Genomic DNA, 19,089 nt, shown 5'->3' on the forward strand with positions numbered 1-19,089 from the left:
CGTCGTGGCCAGACGTACCGTCACCGGGTCGGTCGACGACCTGTTCACCGACGCCGCGGCGGACGGCGTTGCCGTCGCCCTGGCCGCGCTCCCCAGGCGCTGGACCGACACGGCGGGCGGGCGGATCCTCGCGGCCCCCGACCACCCGGTGGTCGTCACCTCCGGAACGTGGTCGGCGTCGCTGCTGCCGACGGACGAGCCGGGCATCGAGCCGGTCACCGGCCGGTACTACCGGCTGACGGAGTCCGTGGCCGGGGTCCCGGTCCGGGTCCGGGTGTTCGAGCTGCCGACGGGCGACGGCTCGACCATCAACATCAACGCTCTCGTCATCGAGGATCCGGGCCTTCCCGGCTACGTGCGCGGAGCCACCGGCGCGACCGGCCCGGTCGGCCCCACCGGATCGACCGGGCCCACCGGCCCGACGGGAGCGACCGGACCGGCCGGACCCCAGGGCCCGGCCGGCGCCACCGGCGCGAAGGGCGACACCGGGTCGACCGGCGCCCAGGGCCCGCAGGGAACCACTGGCGCAACCGGCGCTACCGGGCCGACCGGGGCGACGGGCGCCACCGGCGCGACGGGCCCGACGGGTCCTCAGCCGCCGCTCGGCGCGGCCGGGGCCGGGCCGACGACCGCCCTCAAGAGCGACGACCCGACGACCACGAACGCCCGGCAGCCGACCGTCCATGCGGGCACGCACGCGACCGGCGGCTCCGACCAGCTCACTGCGGCGTCGATCGGCGCGGACGCGGCCGGAGCGGCAGCCAGCGCGGTCGCCGCCCTCTCAGCGCTCACCCAGACCATCCCCAAGTCCGCGGACGAGACCCGCACGTCCGTGACGACGGTGTCCGACGACGGGCACCTGTACGCCTCGCTGGAGGCCAACTCGGTCTATCAGTTCTCCGCGCACCTCCTCTTCGACGGACCCGAGGCGGCCGACGCGAGCATCACGTTCACCGTGCCGTCGGGGGCCACTGGCGGGTGGACGCCGTTGGCGGGCACGCTGGGCACGACGGTCCCGGACGGCAGCGCGCAGCTGAAGATGGCGGCCCGCCAGTTCGGCTCGAACTCGGATATCGGCGTGATGGCCTCCTCGGCGACGCTCGCCGGGATCATGGCCATGCCCACGGGCATCGTCTCCACCGGGTCCACGGCGGGCCTGCTCCGGCTCCGCTGGGCGCAGCAGACCAGCAACGCGACGCCAGTCACCCTCAAGGCCGGCTCGCTCCTGCGGGTGGTGAAGACGTCCGGGTCGGGGCCGTCGGCGTCCGGGATCGACCTGGCGCAGGCGTACCCGCTGCCCTCGGATCAGGGGCTCCTCGCGTGGACGGGGGACCCGAACGACGCGGGGCACGTGACGGCGCAGTCGAATGCAGGTGTCGCGGGCCGGATCACGCTGGTGAAGATGCAGATCCGCAAGAGCATCACGTGGTCGCGGATCTGGTTCGGGCTGGCCGGAGTCGACACCGGCGCGACGCTCGCGAACTGCTACCTCGGCGTGTACGACTCGACCGGCACCCTGAAGGGCGTCACCGCCGACATCTCCTCGAACCTGATGTCCGGCGCGACCGGCAAGTCCGTCGACCTGGTAACCCCGTTCACCGCCAGCCCCGGCGAGCACTTCGTGGCGTTGCTCCTCAACGGCACGTGGGGCACCAACGTCCTCACTTTCAAGGCCACGGGCGCCGGCATCACCGTGAACTGCGGGCTGTCGGCGCCGCGGCTGAGGTACTCGAATCTGCTGACCGGCCAGACCTCCCTGCCGGCCACACTGGACCTGACGCAGCAGTCGACGAGCATCATCAACACCGGCTGGGCCAGCCAGTGGTACGGCGTCTCCTGAGCAGCAGAATGCCCCCTCTCGCCTACGGGCGGGAGGGGGCGCTTTCGTGCGTTACGACGGCGGCAAGAGCATGGCGTCGTAGACCGGGGACTCGGGGGCGTGCTTGATCTGTCCGACGACGTCGTAGCCCCATCGGGGGTAGGCCGACCGGGCGGGCTCGTTGTCGACGATGCACGTCAGCGTCGTCCACGGCTCGCGGCGCCCGACAACCATCTCGTCATGCAGAGCCCGGCCGATGCCCTGCCCCGTGAGCGTCGGCAGGACCATCAACTCGCGCAGCCAGAACACCTCGCCGGCCTCGGCCGCGTCGGCAGACTCTGCCGGAATTTGGCCAGCGAGGGACGCCCACCACGGCCGGTCCGGCGTCAGGGTGACCCCGTGGACGTAGCCCGCGAGGGTGCCGTCATCGAGGCGGGCGGTCACGACCTCGAAGCCGAGCATGTCGAACGCGGCCATGAGCCGGTCGCCGTACGTCGCCACGGAGAAAAAGGGGTCACCGATGTAGGGGGGCACGTTGTAGACGTCGGCGTACAGGGCGAGGAGTTCGTCGATGCGGGCGCGCGCCGCCTCAGGCGCGTGACGGGTGAAGGTGAGCTGGGGCGTGGTGCGGTGGGGCGCGGTGCGGTGGGTCATGCGGGGATTCCTCCCGTGCTCGGGCTACGCGATCTGCGCGGCGATCAGGTCAGCTGTCTCCCGCGCTGACGGGCTCGGGTTGCCGTGCAGCCGCTCCCGGACGAGGGTGAGCTGCCGTCGGTTACGCATGGAGGCCTGGCCGCCCTGGATGAGGCGCAGGGACTCCCGGGCGGCCTCGGCGGTGCGGTCGAGTTCGTGAGCCTGTACAGCCGCGTCCGCCAGACGCGCGAGGCACATGCCGCGGTTGCGGGAGTGCTCGATGTTCTGGAGGGCGGAGGACCGGTCGAGTAGCCGTACGGCCCGTCGGTGCTGGCCGAGGTCGGCTCGGCACATGCCCTCCAGGCACACAAGTTCGGCCTCGTTGAGGAACCGGGTCCATTCGGGGTCGCGGTTGGTGACGCCCTGGTCGAAGGCCAGCCACGCCCGCTTGATCGAGTGCGAGGCGTTCATCTCGTCGCCGAGCCGCGCGTAGCCCTGGGCCAGCCGGATTGCGAGGAGTGCGCTCACCCGCCCGGGGGCGTTCCACCGGGTGGCATGCCGCTCGGCGGTGCGGGCAAAACGGATCGCCTCTCGCGGCTTGCCCAGATCGACGGACTGGCGGGCCATGTTCGACAGGGTCCTGGTCGCCAGCTGGTCGTCGCCGGAGATCATTGCGGTGTTAAGGGCCTCGGAGAAGTACACCCGCGCCTCAGTCTGCTGCTCGGCGTCGTAGCAGAACCAGCCTAGGGACGTTGTGAGCTGGCCGGCGATGCCGTGCAGCTCCTGGCCGATGTCCTCGGTGTACACACCGTGATCTATCACGTGGTGCACCCATGACAGGTGCATCTTGGCCGTGCGCCAGAGCCGGTCGCCACCGAAGCGCTGATCGATGGCGTCGAGGTCGGCGGCAGTCGCGGTCAGCAGGTCGATCTCGTCCCGGCCGATGCGGAGCTCGGCGGGCGCGCGGGCGGATGAGGGATTGAGCCAGGGCAGGCCGATCACGGCTGCACCGACGCCCAGGGCTTTTCGTCGATCCACGTCCGGGATCATCTCCCGGGGCCCCGGCAGGCTGTCAAACGTGGCCTCGGTGAGTCCCGGGAATCCGAGCGCTTCAGGTCCGCGGCCGAACGCGGCCCGGAGCGCAGTCGCCTGGTCGGGGCGCGGCCACGGGGGGTTCCGCGACTCCCACGCGCGGTACGTTCGTACGCTGATCGCGTACCCGGGGCGGCCGAGTGCCGCGGCCCCGGCTCGCGAAATCTCCTCAGCGGCTTTCTCCTGGGAGAACCATCCCTGCGCGGTCCGGGCCGCAAACAGCCGCTCGTTGGCGGGGGTTCGCATCGCGTCGCTCCTGTCGTGGGGCTGACTCAAACCGTAGAAGGAACTGCCCTGCCAATGCACGTCGTGCGGCTCTTTCCGTCCAATCTCCGGTGCTGGTGCCTCCGAACTGCCGCTCAACTGCCGCTCAGCTGCCTCGCGGCCATCCGGCGCCACCGGGACGCTGATGTTCATCACCCGCTGACGACGGTAGGGAGCACCGCTATGGAGCCCGGCGAGACGCAGGCGATCGACGACCTCATCCGGCGGGCGATCGTGCCCTACTCGGACCGGCCGGACACCGAGGCCGTCGCCCACCTCATCGACGACCTCATCACCCACGGCCAGATCCTGCACGCCCGGGTCGCAGCACTCCCGCAGGAGCAGCGGACGGAGCGTGCCGGCGCGGCCCTGGTCGAGTGGGCGTACTTCGTCGACGCCGGCCCCATGGGGCGGGACGACCACGCGAACTGGAACCACGCGCGCGCCCTGGCCCGGATCCTGCGGAACCTCAGGGCGGCCATCGAGCCGCGGCCCAGCAGCGTCCGGTGAGCGAGTGGCAGCGGCAGGCCCTGTACGTCGTGATCGTGCTCGGCGCGCTGGCCGTCATCGTCCTCGGTACCCACTGAGGTGGTGATCATGATCCCTCGTGCGTGTCATTCGAGGCAACGCGGACCCCCGCGCGCCCGTCCACCGCGTAGCCTGCGCGCGAGATGACCACGACCGATTTCGCCCTTGAGGCCCGCTCGCGGGTGGCAACCCTGCTCCGAATGGCAGCCACCGCAGACGACCGCGTCCGCGCCCAGATCATCGAGTACGCCGCATCCACCCCGGACCCGCCGCCGTACGGCCCCGCCGGAATCCACACCCGCGGCTGCGGCCGATGCCGCCGTACGTCATGGCGGCAGCGCGACCTGTGGGTCTGCGCTAACTGCGGCCACGTGGAGGATGCATGACGTGCCACCGCTGCGGCCAGCCGATGTACCAGCACGAGGCCACTGCCGACCGATGGTGGTGCCGATGCGGGGCATGGCGGGACGTTGGCGAGTCGGCCGACCGGGTGGCCGCGCGCGAGGCTGAGACCGCCTCCGTGCTGGCTCTGCTCGATGCGGCTATCGCCGGGCGACGGTCGGGCGGCGAGGAACAGCGCATCCGTGACCGCGAGATCACCGACCAGATGGAGATCACGATGAGCCCGAGGATCCAGACGACCGGTTGCCCGAAGTGCGGCGGCACCATGTACAAGACGATCGAGACCGACGAGAACGGCAACCCCATCGGGGCGGGCCCGTTCGTGTGCAACAGCTGCGGGCACATGATGTGAGAGTCGCCCCGGCCGGCGATGCCCCGCCGGCCGGGGCTCTCCTTGAGTGTGGCTGGAGTCCGGCTCGGCTGGCCTGAAACAGCTGGCGCGGATATGCCGGTTAGGCAGTACGGTGTGGCCATGCCAAACCGTAGGGGCACGCTCCGCTTAGTCCAGACCTAGTCACGCACGAGGTGCGCGAGCGGCACGCCGATCGCGTCCGCGACGAGGATGAGCGTGTCCAGAAGCGGGCTGGCTTGCCCTTGCTCGATGCGCACATAGGTGGCGCGATCCATGCCACCAGCCCTCTCGGCCACAAACTGCTGCGACAAGCGTCGCGCCGTCCGGGCTGCGCGAATGTTCTGCCCAACCTGCCGTCGTCGAACGAGCACGTGATCGGGTACAGGGTTCGCGCGTGACACCCGTACAAGCTGACGTGATCAAGGGCAAAAGTATGTAGGGTGCACCCTACACATCGACCACGGGCCCCCTCCGCGATGAAGCCGCAGAGGGGGTTCGTGCTGTGCTGCCGTCACAGCCTCTCGCGCTGGGCCGTCCGTCGGCCATACCAGACCAGCGCCTGATTCGTCGTTTCGACGCCCAATTTTGCCCGTATCGCGGCAAGTTCGTTGGTGAGCATCCGCGGGCTGAGTCGAGCGGCCCGCGCGACGGCGGGAGCGTCGAGCCCGGCAGCCATCCGGTCCAGGATGAGGGCCTGGCGATCCGTCAGCGAGACGTCGTCCGGCCGGATCGCGGCCTGCGACCACGGCGCTGCCGCCTGCCAGTACCGCTCGTACTCGGACCGGGCCCACATCACGGACGCGCGGTCGCGTACGTGCCAACCGGAGTGGGGCCGCTTCCCTTCGCGCACGTGATCGTCGATGAAGAGGTGCCGCCGGTCGATCAGGACCATGCGGGGGAAGGGGCGGTCCAACACCCGCACCTCGCCTCCCGCGTCGGTGAATTCGCGCACGTAGTCCGCCGTGAGGCTGTCCCGCACCGCACCGACGCTGTACAGCACCCGGTGCTGCACTCCCCGCCGAACCAACGCCAGACTGCGTCTCGTGCCGATCGACCGCGCTTCGGGGGAACGTGCTTCCGGGACGGCCGGCTGCGCGGCGTAGATCTCCTCGCGGGCTTGCGCCGATACCTGGCCGAGCCTGTCGTTCACCTGCTGCATCGCGGGCAGGAACTCGGAGACGTCCGGGCTGTACATCCGCTGCGCGTCGAAGGCGGGCTGTAGGGCCGCCAGGGCCCCGATCGTGGCGGCGGCCTCGGCGCTGGCCCTGAGGATGGCCCTCTGGGCATCGAGGAGCCGCTGTGCGGCGTCCTTGGGGTCGATGGCGACCCAGCGGCCGGTCTCGTACGGATGCTCAGCCACGAGGCCGAGGGCGACCAGCCTCCCGATGCTTTCGGGGGGCACCTCCCGCCCTTCGGTGACAGCCCTGTAGGTCTCATGATCGTCCGATATCAAGCTCGCCTGCTGGCCGTTCATTTGCGTTCCCCCCAACTGCACGAGTGCCGTGTTCGGCACTACCGAATCTGGTACCACGTCACCTCTGGACGGGGTCAAGGGGGCGTGGGAATATCGTTCACCTGGAAACAAACAGCCGAAGGTGTGTTCGATTTCGATCGGCCAAGCGAAGGGAGAGTCACGTGACGAAGATCGCCAAGATCGTCACAGCGTGCGCGATGGCCGCGACCGCGATGCTGACCGCGACCGCAGCAGCATCCGCCGAACCGTCCACCACCCCGGTACAGGGCGACATCGGATGGGGGTCCCCCACCACCGGCCCGACCCCCGCGCCGTCCGCGTCGGCGGCCCCCTCGGACATCGGGTGGGGGTAGCCTCCCTGGCGGGCTGAAGATTGCGCAACGTCCGGCCCATCGTCGGACGTTGCCTCACGAGCGTGCCGGTATCTGCACCAGGTGACCCCCCGGGTGGGGCCGGCACAAAGACGAGGGCTCCCCGGCCATGAAGCGGCCGGGGAGCCCTCGTTACGTATTGTGCCTCAGACCTGCGAAAACGACCATGATCGATTGGGTGATTTTTAGGGGATGGGGTCTTTGAACGAGCCCACGCGAACACCCATCGAACCCCCGCGAACACGAAGGGCCCAGGCCTGGCAATCACCGCCTGGCCTGGGCCCCATCCATGTTTCCGCTGGTGGGCGCGGACGGTTTCGAACCGCCGACATCTGCTTTGTAAGAGCAGCGCTCTACCCCTGAGCTACGCACCCGTGGACGAGTGGACAGCCTACATGGCGGGCGCACCCCCCACGCAAACCCGTGAGCGTGGGGGAGAATGGAGCGGGGCAAGGCGGACGGGGCACGGGAGAGGGATTGTGACGACGGCATCCCGGCGGTGGTTCGGTGGGCGGGACGAGAGTCGGCGGGCGGACGCGCAGGCGGCCAAGGACGCCGCCGCGGCCGCGTTTTACGAGCTGGACACCGCGCAGCGGGACCTCAGGATCTCCATCGAGACCATCGCCGCCGCGGACGGGTCTCCCGCCGCGCGGCAGGCCACCGAGGGGTTCGCCGCGCTCGGGCGGCGGATCGACCAGGTGAGCCACGTCTACATCGAGGCGGTCGACGCGCACGACCTGGACCGGGTCGATCTGGAGGGCTCGGTCGCCGCGCAGGCGCGGGAGCAGCTGACGCGGGCGCGGGACGAGCTGGTACGGGTCAAGGGGGAGCTGGAGCGCTTCGAGCAGGGGCTGCAGCCGCTGCTGGACAAAGCGGAGACGCAGCTGGCGCGGGTCGCGCCGGCGCGGGAGCGGGCCAAGGCGGCGCTGCTGGCGGCGAGCGACGCGCTGGACGGCGCGCGGGCCGGGGGGATGCGGGCCGACGACCTGGCCGCGCGCCTGGCCGCGCTGGGTCCGGAGCTGACCCTGCTGAACCAGGGCGCGGCGCAGCACGGGGTCCAGGCGACCGTCCAGCGGGCGGACCGGATCTCACGGGACGCGGAGGCGGTGCGGGCAGAGGCGGCGCGGCTGCCGGAGCGGGCGGCGGAGATCGACCGGCGGCTGGTGAGCCTGCGGACCCGGGCGCAGGCGCTGCGCAACCGGGCGGACCGGGTGGATCCGGTGCTCAGCGAGCTGAGGCGCCGGTTCAGTGCGGCCTGCTGGCAGGACCTCCAGCAGGTCCCCGAGCAGGCGGTCCGGGACGTCGCGCGGGCCGAGGACCGGCTCGGGGAGGCCGGCCGGGCGCGGGAGGAACAGCGCTGGGCCGACGTAGGAGCGCTCCTGGAGGAGGTCCGGGCCTCGCTGGACGCGACCGACGAGGCGGTGTCGGCCGCGCAGGACCGGCTCACGCGGCTGGAGGCGGTGGCGCGGGATCCGAAGGCCGAGGTGGAGCGGACCCGGTTCGCGATCCGGGACGCGCAGCGGCTGGCCATGGCGGGCCGGAGCGTGCCCGATGCCCGGCACGCGCGCCCGCTGGACGAGTCGGTGGCGCGGGTGGAACGGGCGCTGGCGGGGCTGGAGGAGCGGCACCCGGATTACTGGGCGTTCCTGCTGGAGATGGAGGACGTACGGGGTGCCGTGGCCCGGGTGGTGAACGGGATCCGTACGGAGCGCGGGCACGGCTGACGGCCCCGGCCGCCCGGGCCCACGGAACCGGCCCCGCCGGCCCGGGCGCCGCCAGAGGTTGTCCCGGTGCCCTCGACGGCGGATGCTGGGAGGGGCGGGGGGGCCGGAGCAGAGGAGCGCACCATGGCTGCTGCCCGCACGTCCCACAGGCCGCCCCCGGCGCCACCGCAGTCGTTCGCGCCCCATGCGGCGTACGGGTGTCATGAGGAGCACGAGCACTACGCGCCGTACGTTGCCCACGAGCCGTACGGGACGGCGACCCCGCCCGAGAGTTCGCACCTCGTGCGCCGCCTGCTGCACCCCGTCAACGCCAAGCTCGACGAGCACCTGCCCGCGGACCACCGGCTCAACAAGATCTACCAGGTCGGCGCCGGTCTGATGGGTCTGCTGCTGGTCGTCTTCGGGATCCTCGGCCTCGTCCACCGCATCGGTTTCTTCAGCACCGGCGGTGACACGGTGCTCGCGCTGAACACCAACGGCGCGCTGAGCGTGCTGTCGATCTGCATCGGGGCGCTGCTGTTCGCGGGGATGGTGATCGGCGGAACCTTCGCCTCCACCCTGAACATCGTGCTCGGGCTGCTGTTCATCGCGAGCGGGTTCGTGAATCTGGCCCTGCTCGACACCAGCATGAACTTCCTCGCCTTCCACATGCCGAACGTGCTGTTCAGCTTCGTCGTCGGCGTGATGCTGATGTGGTTCGGGATGTACGGGCGGGTCGGCAGTGCCCTGCCCCACGACAACCCGTACTGGCGCGCCCGCCACCCCGAACAGGCGGCCCGGGAACAGCGGGGCGCAGGAGGGATCCGCACCCCCGAGCGGTGACGCGGCCTACGGGGCCCCTACCAGAGCGAGACCTGACCGCCCCAGTCGAGACCGAACCGCTCCGGCTCGGCCACGGGGCGCAGCCTCGCCTCCCTCTCCGACAGTGCCGTCGCCACCCTCACCGCCAGTGCGTCACGTACCCCCGCCCATTCCCGGTGCCCCTGGCGCGGAACCACCGGGACCTCGCGGATCAGCGTCCGTTCGGCTTCCTCCCCCACCGGGTGCCACCAGCGTCCGTCCGGGAGGGGGGCGATGCGTCTGGACTGTCTGACCGCGTTCCGCAGCGAGGCCGGGTTGTACCGGTAGCCCAGCGCCTTCAGGCAGTAGTCGAGGGCGTTCACCGTGAGCGGGCCGCCCGCCGTGGTGAGCACGACGCGGCTGACGTGCTCCAGGTTCCGCGGACCGGGCAGCGGACCGTGCCGGTACAGGGCGTACACCCCGGCTCCCGACCAGCAGAACCTTCGGTCGGAGGCGACGGCCACCTTCGCCGAGGCCTCCGCTATGGCGTGCTGGTGATCGTGCAGGGCGAGGCGCACCAGGTCCCGTACGTGGACGGGACCTGCGAGGGAGCAGGCGACCGCGTAGAGGGTCTCGGCCTGGCTGGCGCCCAGTGGGCCGCCGCAGCCGCAGCGGCTGCGCTCCCAGGCGGTCAGTTCCGCGCTGCACCGCCGACAGCGCCCGGCGGCGAGCACACCGGCCGGCCCGTCCGTCATCGGCGTGCCTCCGGCGCGGGCGGCTCCGGCCGACGCACCCCTGCGCCGGCCTGCCCGTCGGCGGCGTCCCCCAGAGTCATCCGCGGCTCCAGTCCAGCGTGCCGGCCGGAGCGGCGAAGCCCGGGGAAGCCTCGTCGTCGAACGCGCTGCCCAGGGCATCGAGGTAGCGGCTCACATCGGCCACGTCGATGACGTCGAGGTTCTCACCGGCTGCGGAGTCCATGACCGAATGCGCCTTGCGCAGCACGTCGCGGGGCTTGCGGTTGGACCGGCCGAACAGGGCGGAGATGGCTGCCGTCGTGAAGGGGTACAGGTCGCCCGGCGCCCGGGAGGAACCGGGTTTCACCGCCGCGTCGAGGTACCTCGTCAGCAGCTTGGTGGCTTCCGATACGTTCCGCAGCCCCGACAGGATCACCGTCCGGTGTCTGTTCGCCTCCGTCGTCTCGAACGGGGGGAGGTCCGCGAGCTCCCATGCCGTACCGATCGTGAGCGCAGCACGGGGGTGCATGGTGACGACGACGCTGAGCATGTCGGCCATCGGCAGGGTCTCCACGATCACGTCGCGGAAGCGCTCCGTCTCCAGGTCCCGCTTGGCGCGGGCCGTCGTGGTACTGGCCAGGTCCTCCAGTTGGTCGCAGCAGAGCAGGACGTGTTTCATGCCCGCGGCGGCGGCGAACAGCAGGAAGGTGGCCAGGTAGACCGCCCCGTTGCGGTTGCGTGAGGTGGGCTTGACCTGGTCGAGGTAGTCCACGGCGACCTTCGGATCCTCGTCGCAGAGCGCCACGATGAGCTTGTCGTCCGGCGGACCGAGCGTACGGCCGCGCAGCGAGCGGTACTCGTCGGCGACCACCTTGAGCAGCGTGCGCGGATCGTCGCTTCCGGTCCGGGTCACGAGCTCCTGACGCAGCAACTGCGACAGCGTGGCGTCCCCGTCGCCCGCCCGGAAGTCCGTCGCGTACTCCACCGCGGTGAAGAGCGCCGCGCCCAGTGAACGGACGTGGGCGGTGTCGAAGCTGGTCAGGAGCCCGCACATGGGGACCTCCGCGGCATCGTCCTCGTCCAGGCCGCTGGTGAGGTAGGCCCCCTTCCCGAAGTCCTTGTTGAGGATTCCGGTCAGGTGCTGCATGAGGACCGATTTTCCGAACCCGCGGGCGTCGGAGTCGCCGGGGGCCGTACCCGTCGACCAGATGTAGCCGAACTTGAGGCCGGAAAAGGCCGCCCCGAGAACGAATTTGTCGATCGCCTCGCGCAATTGTTCGCCATTGACGTTGGGTTCGTACAAAAGTCCGTTTTCTCGCAGGTCGGTACCGCCCAGCCTCGCGATTCCCGTACTCGGAAACGGATTGTTCTTGAGGCTCCACCGTTTCTTGAGCCAGACCGGTCCGGCCACCGGGGTGCATTCCTCGGTCATCGTTGCTCTTTCCCCTCGTCCAGGTGCGCCGGGACGACGCGAATGACGTTGAACACACGAGGCATGCCGCCTTGCGTGGAAATCACGAGCGGCCTCGTGGAGGCCGGTGTGGCCCCGTTGGAGGCCTGGTCCAGGTGCAGGCGCAAGCCCAGCCCGGCGTGCTTGCCCGCCAGGGCTTCGACCAGGGCGGCGTCGAACTCGTCGTCGCTGATGCGCTGGCGCCAGCAGACTGCGGCCCGGACCCTCCAGATGGGCAGGTACATGTCCCCGGACGCATCCACCTGCTGCTCCCGCCAGACGTGCAGAAGGGCGTCCAGGGCCGCGCGCCGCGCAAGGGGCCCGACCGTGCGCCGGATGGCGACGTCTGCGCCCTGCCCCGCCACTTCGGCGGTCGCCCAGAACCGCAGGGCCGGCGGCCCGGGGGCGTAGTAACTGAAATTGGCGAGGCCGAGGAACCGGGTCCACCGGCGCAGCAGTTCGTGACTGATGTAGTCGAGCCGGCAGCCGGCCGCCTCGAAGGCGAAGCGGACGATCGCTTCCTCGCAGGTGAGCGCGAACTGCTTGCGGCTCATCACCCGCTGGCGGGCCCGCCAGCGCCGGCCGGCCTTCTCCACGTACCCCCGGACGCTCGCGTCGATCGTCTCGCGCGGAGCCGTCCACCCGAGGCTCCCCTGACGCGCCGCCGCCGCCGCGTAGTCGACGAAGTCGCCCAGGAAGGCTTCCTGCGAGGGGTCCGAGGCGTTGCCGAACTTGAGGAGCGGCACGGTCAGGTGCGGCGCATCGGCACCGGGCCGGGCACCGACGGCCTTGAGGTAGCCCGCGAACTGGGGGTGCGCTTCCAGTAGTGCACCGGTGAGGGCGTTGTACCCCGCGCGCCGTTCCCTGCCCACCAGTTCGGCCCACTCCTCGCCCTCCTTGGTGAGGGTGAAGGACACGTCCGCGTGAGCGTAGGCCGAGCGCGGCGTCGAGGGCAGGATGTGCCGCTCGACCCAGCCGAGCCGCATCAACTCCTTCAGCACGTCGACCGTGTTGTACACGTGCCGCCTGCCGTCCCCCCGCGCCTGCTCCCACTTCCGCTCGTCGAACGATCCGTCCGTATCGCTCTCCCGGGACACGGTCGCCGCCTGCGTCACCAGGGCACAGCGGATCTCCTCGAAGGTGAGCCCGTTCGCCACGCCCAGGGCCGCGACCTCCACGTAGGCAAGGTCCTGGAGCCTCGGGATACCTGCACCGCCGACGCTCATCCGACCCCTCCGGTCGGGCCCGGCAAAGCCCCGACCCGCCCCCCGCTCCCACTGACCCACTTCGCCGGCACGGCTGCCTCCTTCTCTCGGTACGACGCCGAACTCAGCCAACTGTTCTGGAATGCGACGGCGTTGACAACGCTTATATGAATGTTGCTCTCCTCATGGGCCATGAGGAGAGCAACATTCATATAAGCCAACGAGTTTGGCCGGTATGGCCGGTCCACGAGCCGACGGGGACCTACAGTTCTGTCCACGCCCAGCCCGGGTCGATTCCTGCTCCCCCGGGACGGCCGTTCACGCGTCCACGCTGAGCTCCCCATTCGCATTTCCCTGGTCCGGCGGTCCTTCGCCCGTGTGCGCATCAGGACAGCAGTGGTGCCCTCCGCATCGCCCACACCCGAGAGGAACCCGATGAACAACGCGACGGAACCGGAATACGTGGACCAGGTCGACCTCTCCCGCGGACGCCCGGTCCGCATCCAGCAGGTCACCCCCCAGCGCTACTTGGCGATCATGCCGTGGGGGCAGCTCCAGAGCATCGTGCCCGACCCCCGGCAGGCGGAGATCCCGCGAGCGCTCCAGTACCTCTCGGCCGCACAGCGGGAGCAGGCCGAGCTGCGCAACGAGATCCAGCGGACGATCCAGGGCACCAAGAAGAAGGCCAATGCCAAGGACTACGCGAGCTACATCGCAGCGGGCCTGCGCGGCGACCGCGGTGAGCGCTGGGCCACTCCGCCGTTCGCCCTGTGGCTGCCCGGCGACATGGACGTCGTCCGGTTCAGGAGCCCCTTCGGCGACGACCTCCTCGCCTACATGCCCTTCGATGCGACCGGGGTGCTCGTCGACGCCGAGACGCAGCACCTCGCCCACATTCTGCTCCAGGAGGATCCGTCCACCTACCAGATCTCCAAGGGGCAGGTCACGAACCGCCTGGTGAGCGTCGAGATCTACCACCAGATCGGACTGCGGGACGCCCGGCAGATCTTCCACGACCGCAACCTGCTCGGCGTCATCCCGAACAAGAACGTCGCGCTCGCCTCGGACTCCAGCAACATGGCGACCAACATCACGTTCTCGCTGCTGGAGCGCGTGGTGATCCCGAGTTCGAACGCCGGTTCCGAAGCCCCTCTGGAGCGCCTGGTGTCGACGCGTCCTCGCCAGCTCAAGGCCACGGATCCCGAGTGGATGACCCTGTCCTCCCTGCGCGCCTTCGTGGTCACCGCCCTCTTCGGCCGTGCGGGATTCGACAAGACGAGCGGCTCCATCACCGAGCTGCCGCGAGGGTGTTCCGTGGAACTGGCAGAAGAGGCCATCGGTGATGCCGCCACCCTCATCTTCGGCGCCTTCGCCAAACAGTTCGACAACCGTGCGGACCACGTGATTGCGGCTCCCGCCATGCTCGCGGCGCTGGGCGCGGTCTCCCACCGGGCCATGCCCTGGGCCGCCGAACCCCGGCGGACGGGTGAGCAGCTGCTCACGCTGCTGTCCGATGTCAACTGGTCGAAGGACCCGTTGGTGTGGGACGGCAGCGTCGGCAAGGCGACGACCAATGCGCGCACCGGGGAGGCCACCCTCTCCCTGGCCGGAGGGGTGAAGGACAGCGGCTCGAAAACGGCAACGGCGCTGGAAGACCCCTCTTCGCCCCGCTACCGGCAGATCCGCAGCCGCCAGTAGGGCCGGGGCGGGCGCCGACGCGCCGGAGCGTCTCGCCGCGGCGCTTCACGGGGGGCGGGGGGCTGCGTAGCCTGGGGGCATGCCTCGTTATGAATACCGCTGCCGGACCTGCGACGACACCTTCGAGATCAGCCGGCCGATGGCCGAGTCGGCCGAGCCCGCCGACTGCCCGGCCGGCCACGCCGACACCGTCAAGCTCCTCTCCGCCGTCGCCGTCGGCGGCGGCTCCGGCGCTCCCGCCCCCGCGCGCGCCATGGGCGGCGGCGGTGGCGGTGGCGGCTGCTGCGGTGGTGGCGGCTGCGGCTGACCGGGACGCCGGCGGCGCAAGCGCTGACGCGCCGGCGCCGCCGGCGCGTCAGCGCTTGCGCGAGAGGGTGATTCCGTCCGAGATGGCCAGCAGGACGGATTCCGTACGGGGGTCCGCCGCGACGTGGTCGTTGAACGCGCGGACGGCCGCCCCCCGGCTCTCCGGCGACTCGTCCAGGACCGTCCCGTGGTACAGCGTGTTGTCCGTGACGATCAGACCGCCCGGGCGCAGCCTCGGCACGAGCTCCTCCCAGTAGAGGATCTGGCTGCCCTTGTCGGCGTCCACGTACGCCAGGTCGATGTGCGGCTCCGCCGGCATCGCGCGGAGCGTGTCGAGGGCGGGGGCGATGCGCAGGTCGATGCGGTCGGCGACGCCCGCCGCCTCCCACGCCTCGCGGCCGTACCGGGTCCACTCCTGCGACACGTCGCAGGCGATCAGGCGGCCGTCGGCCGGCAGGGCCTGGGCCATCGACAGGGCGGAGAAGCCGGTGAAGGTACCGATCTCCACCACGTGACGGGCGCCGGTCAGCCGGACCAGGAAGGCGAGCAGCGGCCCCTGCTCCTCGGCGGACTGCATGCCGGCCGCGTCCGGGAACTTCTCCCACGTCGTCGCGACCAGCCCCCGCTGGACCGCGTCCAGCGGGGGGTTGTGCGCGAGCACGTAGGCGTAGAGCTCGTCGGTGATCTTGGTGCTGTTGCCCTTGGTCATGCGCTCAGTGTCGCAACCGCCCTGCCCAGTTCGCGGATGATCTCCTCACCGGCGAGTACGCCCCCGGTGGCCAGGGCCGTCACCGAGGGCGCCGTCCAGCCCGCGTCGGCCAGCTCTCCGTGTCCCGGCCGCCAGGCCCGGTCGGCCGCGAGCAGCAGGTCGGCGTCGAGCAGGGAGTCGCCCGCGGCCAGGGTGCTGGTGGCTCCGGTGCGCCGGGCCACCTCCCGCATGGCCGCGCTCTTGGTCAGCGGACGCGGGACGGCGTAGATCTTGCGGCCCTGGAGGGAGACCCCCCAGCCGCGTTCCGCCGCCCACTCCTCCAGCGCCTTCAGCCACTCGTCGGGGACCAGCGCGCGCTCGACCACGAGGTACGCGAAGAGGTCCTCCGCCACCCGCGCCTTGCGCAGCCACGCCGGGTCGGACACGGACAGCAGGTGGGCGTGCACCTCCTCCAGGGGGGCGCACTCCCGCGCGAGGCGGGTGGCGACCGCGCGCCGCCAGTCCCGGTCCGGGACCCCGTCCACCAGCAGCTGACCGCCGTTGGCGCAGATCGCGTACGGGGCGGGGCGGCCGGGGAAGCGGATCCGCTGGTACTGCTTGCGGGTACGGGTGGTGGTCGGGACGAAGACCGCCGACGGGTCGGCGGTCAGCTCGGCGAGCAGTCCCGCGGCCGTCTCCGTCATGTACGACAGCGGCTTGCTCTCGTGCACCTCGACGCACAGCAGCCGCGGGGCCTGGGCATCGGGCATGGTCAGGGCGAGGGCGGCCGCCGAGTAGATGAGGGTGCGATCGAGATCACTGGCTACGAGGACGGTCACTTGGCGGCCACTGCCTTTCCGTCGGCGCCGGTGGCGCCGCGCGTGTATCGGGGGTGGATGAGTCCCACGCACGTGTAGGGCAGCCCGTCGACCTCCTCGACCGGCACCCCCCGCTGCTCCGCGAGCAGGCGTACGTGGTCCAGGTCGGCGCCGGCCCCGCGCTGGGCCAGGATCTTCCAGGGGACGCGGCGCAGCAGGACCCGGGTGGTCTCGCCGACGCCGGGCTTGACCAGGTTCACGTCGTGGATCCCGTACTCCTCGCTGATCCGCTCGACCGCCGCCCAGCCCACCCAGGTGGGGGTGCGGTCGGCGGCGAGCAGCTCCTTGACCTCTTCGTCCACGGCGTCGGCGACGGCGTCGAAGTGCGCGGCGACGGCGTCGACGAAGGCGTTGGAGACGTCGGCCCCGGCGAGCTCCCGGTAGAACTTCGCGCCGTGGAAGTCGTCGGGACCGACCAGGTCCGACCGCAGGACCGTACGCGAGACCAGTCCGGAGACCGTGGAGTTCAGGCAGGCGGAGGGGATCAGGAAGTCCTCGCGGGTGCCGTAGGTGCGCACGCACGAGCCCGGGTCGGCGAGGACGACGATCTCCGGGTCGAAGCCGTCGAAGGCGGAGAGGGCCTCGCGCAGCTCGCGCGTGATGGCGCCCTTGCCGGTCCAGCCGTCGACGAAGACGACGTCGGCCGGATCGTGGTGGGCGGCCAGCCAGCGCAGCGCGTTGGCGTCGATGCCCCGGCCGCGCACGATGGAGACGGCGTAGTGCGGCAGGTCCAGGCCGTGCCGGGCGCGGGCCCAGCGGCGCATCAGGACACCGACGGGCGTCCCGGCGCGGGCCAGGGAGACCAGGACCGGGGACGGGGAGCGCTCGGCGAGCACGGTCTCGGTGACGGTGCCGACGGCCCGGGCCATGCGGGCCGCGGAGGCGGCGAGGGCGCTGCGGTAGAGCTCCTGGTAGCCCTCGGAGGGCTGGTACTCCACCGGCAGGGACTCGGCGTAGTGGGCGCCGCCCGCCTGGATGGCCTCCTCGCGCTCCTCGGTCGGGGCCTCCAGCTCGACGCCGGAGAGGTCCTGGAGCAGCCAGCCGACGTCCTCGGGGGCGTACGAGGAGAAGGCCGGCCCGCGCAGCGGTTCGGCCAGGGCGGGCTCGGACATGATCGGCTCCTGCCGGTCGGGGCCGTACGGGGAAACGTACGAGGGGGCGGTGCGCGGGGCGGTCCTGGGGGCGGCGTACGCCGGGACGTACGCGGGGACGACGGCCAGCAGGACCCGGCCCGTGTGCGGGGCGAGCTCCGCGAGCAGCCCCGTGCGCAGCTCGGGGGTGTCCCCCGCGGAGTCCACGACGGCGACGACGGTGTCGAAGCCCGCGCCCTTGACGTTGTAGGCGTACCGGTCGCCGGGGCCGTCGGCCGGGGCGTCGTGGGCGGGGAAGACCAGCCGGCTGCGGATGGCGTAGCCGGGGTCGTCGAGGGCCAGCACGGGCGAGCGGGTCGTGGTGGAGAAGCGCACCTCGGACGCGGCGCCGGACTCCTCCAGGGCCAGCGCGAGCCGCAGCGGCGCGTACATCAGCTCCTCGTTGCCGAGTACGAGGACCCGCCCGGGCGCCCCGCCCAGCGCGGCCGCGAGCTGCCCGGCGAGGGAGGGGAGCGCCGCCTCCAGGGCCTCGCGGTGCGCGGGGGTGAAGCCGTGCCGGCCGCCGTCGGGGACCCCGGCGGGCCAGTCGAGCGCGACCCGGGTGACCGGGAGGGGGCGGCCCGCCGGGGCCGAGCTCCCCCGGCCGGACCGGCCGGCGCCCGCGGACCCGCCCGACCCGGCGGAGGGCCCGCCCGACCCGGCGGAGGGCCCGCCCGACCCGGCGGAGGGCCCGCCCGACCCGGCGGAGGGCCCGCCCGACCCGGCCGACCCGGCCGACCCCGCGCGGCGTCGTACGCCCCCGCAGGGCCTGAAGGGGGCGCGCGGCGGCGGCGCGGACTCGTACTCCTCGACCAGCGCCCGCCCCTTGGCCAGGACGCCCTCGGGGAGGGAGACCGTCCCGGAGGCGAGTGCGATGAGGTCGACGCGGGCGCCCAGCCCGTCGGCGAAGGCGGTCAGCCGGTCGCGGTCGGCGGGCGAGCGCATGTCGACGAGGGCGACGACCACGTAGTGGCCGCGCGGGTGGCGGGCGTGCAGGTCGCGGATGGTGTTCAGGACCGTGTTGCCGGTGGAGAACTCGTCGTCGACCAGGACCAGCGGCCCGTCGCCTGCCAGCAGGCGCGGGTCCTCGGGCAGCAGCAGGTGCGAGGTGGCGTGCGAGTGCGCCTCCTCGAAGCCGCCCGCGGTCGCCACTCCCGGCACGGGCCGGCGCGTGGAGTGCAGGTAGGGCGCGGTGCCCAGGCCGTCGGCGACGCAGTGGCCGAGGCCGGTCGCGGTCTCGGCGTACCCGAGGACCACCGCCGAGGCGGCCGCCTCCTCGCCGAGCAGCGCCCGCACCCGTCGCCCGAGTCCGTGACCGGCGGCGTGGACCACCGCCGGGGACTGCGGGACGTGCTTGCCCAGCACCTGGGAGACCAGCAGGTGGGCCCGCTTGGGGTTGCGCCGCAGGGCGAGCCCGAGCAGCGAGTCCAGCCGTGGCGCCGCCGGGTCACCGCCGTCCTCCAGGGCGACGCCCAGCCGGTCCGCGACCCAGTCTCCCGACCACACCTCGTCGATCGTCTTCCCCTTCTCCGTCTGTGCGGGGTCCCCGTCCATCGGGCCC

The 19,089-nt window shown here is 71.7% G+C and carries 19 protein-coding genes and 1 tRNA gene; 9 read left to right on the forward strand and 11 right to left on the reverse strand.

Translation table 11 applies throughout. The features are described from left to right. Positions 1-4: 4 nt before the first annotated feature. Positions 5-1,840: a collagen-like protein gene (locus ACGFXC_RS09345; protein ID WP_393711112.1), complete on the forward strand. Its 1,836-nt coding sequence runs from the start codon at positions 5-7 to the stop codon at positions 1,838-1,840. A gap of 51 nt (positions 1,841-1,891) precedes the next feature. Here the strand turns inward: ACGFXC_RS09345 and ACGFXC_RS09350 are convergent, their stop codons facing one another. Together ACGFXC_RS09350 and ACGFXC_RS09355 are read right to left on the reverse strand one after the other, a co-directional pair. Further along, the gene (locus ACGFXC_RS09350) at positions 1,892-2,473 is read right to left on the reverse strand and encodes a GNAT family N-acetyltransferase (protein ID WP_393711114.1); all 582 of its coding nucleotides are present in this window, start codon (positions 2,471-2,473) and stop codon (positions 1,892-1,894) included. 24 nt (positions 2,474-2,497) lie between these two features. Next, positions 2,498-3,490: a hypothetical protein gene (locus tag ACGFXC_RS09355; RefSeq protein ID WP_393711116.1), complete on the reverse strand. Its 993-nt coding sequence runs from the start codon at positions 3,488-3,490 to the stop codon at positions 2,498-2,500. A 501-nt stretch (positions 3,491-3,991) separates the two neighbouring features. On the opposite strand from ACGFXC_RS09355, the gene ACGFXC_RS09360 reads away from it, so the two are divergent. The 3 genes from ACGFXC_RS09360 to ACGFXC_RS09370 all read left to right on the forward strand — a co-directional run bounded on the left by ACGFXC_RS09360 (position 3,992) and on the right by ACGFXC_RS09370 (position 5,090). Next, the gene (locus ACGFXC_RS09360) at positions 3,992-4,318 is read left to right on the forward strand and encodes a DUF6415 family natural product biosynthesis protein (protein WP_393711118.1); all 327 of its coding nucleotides are present in this window, start codon (positions 3,992-3,994) and stop codon (positions 4,316-4,318) included. 218 nt (positions 4,319-4,536) lie between these two features. After that, positions 4,537-4,722 carry a hypothetical protein gene (locus tag ACGFXC_RS09365; protein WP_393711120.1) on the forward strand — a complete coding sequence of 62 codons (186 nt, stop codon included), beginning with the start codon at positions 4,537-4,539 and terminating at the stop codon, positions 4,720-4,722. Next, on the forward strand, positions 4,719-5,090 hold the full coding sequence (locus ACGFXC_RS09370; protein WP_393711122.1) for a hypothetical protein: 372 nt from the start codon (positions 4,719-4,721) through the stop codon (positions 5,088-5,090). The genes ACGFXC_RS09365 and ACGFXC_RS09370 overlap by 4 nt, the downstream gene beginning before the upstream one ends. Positions 5,091-5,248: 158 nt before the next feature. On the opposite strand, the gene ACGFXC_RS09375 is transcribed toward ACGFXC_RS09370, so the two are convergent. Both ACGFXC_RS09375 and ACGFXC_RS09380 read right to left on the reverse strand, forming a co-directional pair. Beyond that, the gene (locus ACGFXC_RS09375) at positions 5,249-5,491 is read right to left on the reverse strand and encodes a helix-turn-helix domain-containing protein (RefSeq protein WP_393711124.1); all 243 of its coding nucleotides are present in this window, start codon (positions 5,489-5,491) and stop codon (positions 5,249-5,251) included. Between the two features lie 110 nt (positions 5,492-5,601). Next, complete coding sequence (locus tag ACGFXC_RS09380) at positions 5,602-6,564, reverse strand: hypothetical protein (protein ID WP_393711125.1); 963 nt, start codon at positions 6,562-6,564, stop codon at positions 5,602-5,604. Between the two features lie 161 nt (positions 6,565-6,725). Here ACGFXC_RS09380 and ACGFXC_RS09385 point away from each other — a divergent pair, with 161 nt between their 5' ends. Continuing rightward, entirely contained in the window at positions 6,726-6,917 is a 192-nt protein-coding gene (locus tag ACGFXC_RS09385) for a hypothetical protein (RefSeq protein ID WP_393711127.1), read from the forward strand. A 317-nt stretch (positions 6,918-7,234) separates the two neighbouring features. Here the strand turns inward: ACGFXC_RS09385 and ACGFXC_RS09390 are convergent. Continuing rightward, positions 7,235-7,309 (reverse strand) — tRNA-Val (locus ACGFXC_RS09390). A gap of 21 nt (positions 7,310-7,330) precedes the next feature. Here ACGFXC_RS09390 and ACGFXC_RS09395 point away from each other — a divergent pair. Together ACGFXC_RS09395 and ACGFXC_RS09400 are read left to right on the forward strand one after the other, a co-directional pair. Then, a complete protein-coding gene (locus tag ACGFXC_RS09395) occupies positions 7,331-8,659 on the forward strand; it encodes a hypothetical protein (protein WP_393712174.1) in 1,329 nt (442 codons plus the stop codon). A 123-nt stretch (positions 8,660-8,782) separates the two neighbouring features. Then, positions 8,783-9,481, forward strand: a complete 699-nt coding sequence (locus tag ACGFXC_RS09400; RefSeq protein WP_393711129.1) for a DUF4383 domain-containing protein — start codon at positions 8,783-8,785, stop codon at positions 9,479-9,481. A gap of 17 nt (positions 9,482-9,498) precedes the next feature. On the opposite strand, the gene ACGFXC_RS09405 is transcribed toward ACGFXC_RS09400, so the two are convergent. The 3 genes from ACGFXC_RS09405 to ACGFXC_RS09415 form a co-directional block, all read right to left on the reverse strand. Then, the gene (locus tag ACGFXC_RS09405; protein WP_393711131.1) at positions 9,499-10,194 is read right to left on the reverse strand and encodes a hypothetical protein; all 696 of its coding nucleotides are present in this window, start codon (positions 10,192-10,194) and stop codon (positions 9,499-9,501) included. Between the two features lie 76 nt (positions 10,195-10,270). Further along, the gene (locus ACGFXC_RS09410) at positions 10,271-11,605 is read right to left on the reverse strand and encodes a hypothetical protein (RefSeq protein ID WP_393711133.1); all 1,335 of its coding nucleotides are present in this window, start codon (positions 11,603-11,605) and stop codon (positions 10,271-10,273) included. After that, positions 11,602-12,849 carry a hypothetical protein gene (locus ACGFXC_RS09415; protein WP_393711135.1) on the reverse strand — a complete coding sequence of 416 codons (1,248 nt, stop codon included), beginning with the start codon at positions 12,847-12,849 and terminating at the stop codon, positions 11,602-11,604. The genes ACGFXC_RS09410 and ACGFXC_RS09415 overlap by 4 nt, the downstream gene beginning before the upstream one ends. Before the next feature lie 414 nt (positions 12,850-13,263). Here ACGFXC_RS09415 and ACGFXC_RS09420 point away from each other — a divergent pair, with 414 nt between their 5' ends. Both ACGFXC_RS09420 and ACGFXC_RS09425 read left to right on the forward strand, forming a co-directional pair. Next, a complete protein-coding gene (locus ACGFXC_RS09420) occupies positions 13,264-14,526 on the forward strand; it encodes a DNA sulfur modification protein DndB (RefSeq protein ID WP_393711137.1) in 1,263 nt (420 codons plus the stop codon). A 79-nt stretch (positions 14,527-14,605) separates the two neighbouring features. Beyond that, on the forward strand, positions 14,606-14,833 hold the full coding sequence (locus tag ACGFXC_RS09425) for a zinc ribbon domain-containing protein (RefSeq protein ID WP_393711139.1): 228 nt from the start codon (positions 14,606-14,608) through the stop codon (positions 14,831-14,833). 48 nt (positions 14,834-14,881) lie between these two features. Here ACGFXC_RS09425 and ACGFXC_RS09430 read toward each other — a convergent pair whose 3' ends face one another. From ACGFXC_RS09430 to ACGFXC_RS09440, 3 genes are read right to left on the reverse strand one after another with little or no spacing between them, the layout of a single operon-like run. Then, on the reverse strand, positions 14,882-15,541 hold the full coding sequence (locus tag ACGFXC_RS09430; RefSeq protein WP_393711141.1) for an O-methyltransferase: 660 nt from the start codon (positions 15,539-15,541) through the stop codon (positions 14,882-14,884). Beyond that, positions 15,538-16,359, reverse strand: a complete 822-nt coding sequence (locus tag ACGFXC_RS09435) for an HAD family hydrolase (RefSeq protein WP_393711143.1) — start codon at positions 16,357-16,359, stop codon at positions 15,538-15,540. Before ACGFXC_RS09435 ends, ACGFXC_RS09430 begins: the two co-directional genes overlap by 4 nt. After that, entirely contained in the window at positions 16,356-19,082 is a 2,727-nt protein-coding gene (locus ACGFXC_RS09440) for a phosphoribosyltransferase (protein WP_393711145.1), read from the reverse strand. Before ACGFXC_RS09440 ends, ACGFXC_RS09435 begins: the two co-directional genes overlap by 4 nt. Positions 19,083-19,089 lie beyond the last annotated feature (7 nt).

Origin of the sequence: Streptomyces sp. NPDC048507 (assembly GCF_043199995.1) — a bacterium.
Classification (GTDB): domain Bacteria; phylum Actinomycetota; class Actinomycetes; order Streptomycetales; family Streptomycetaceae; genus Streptomyces.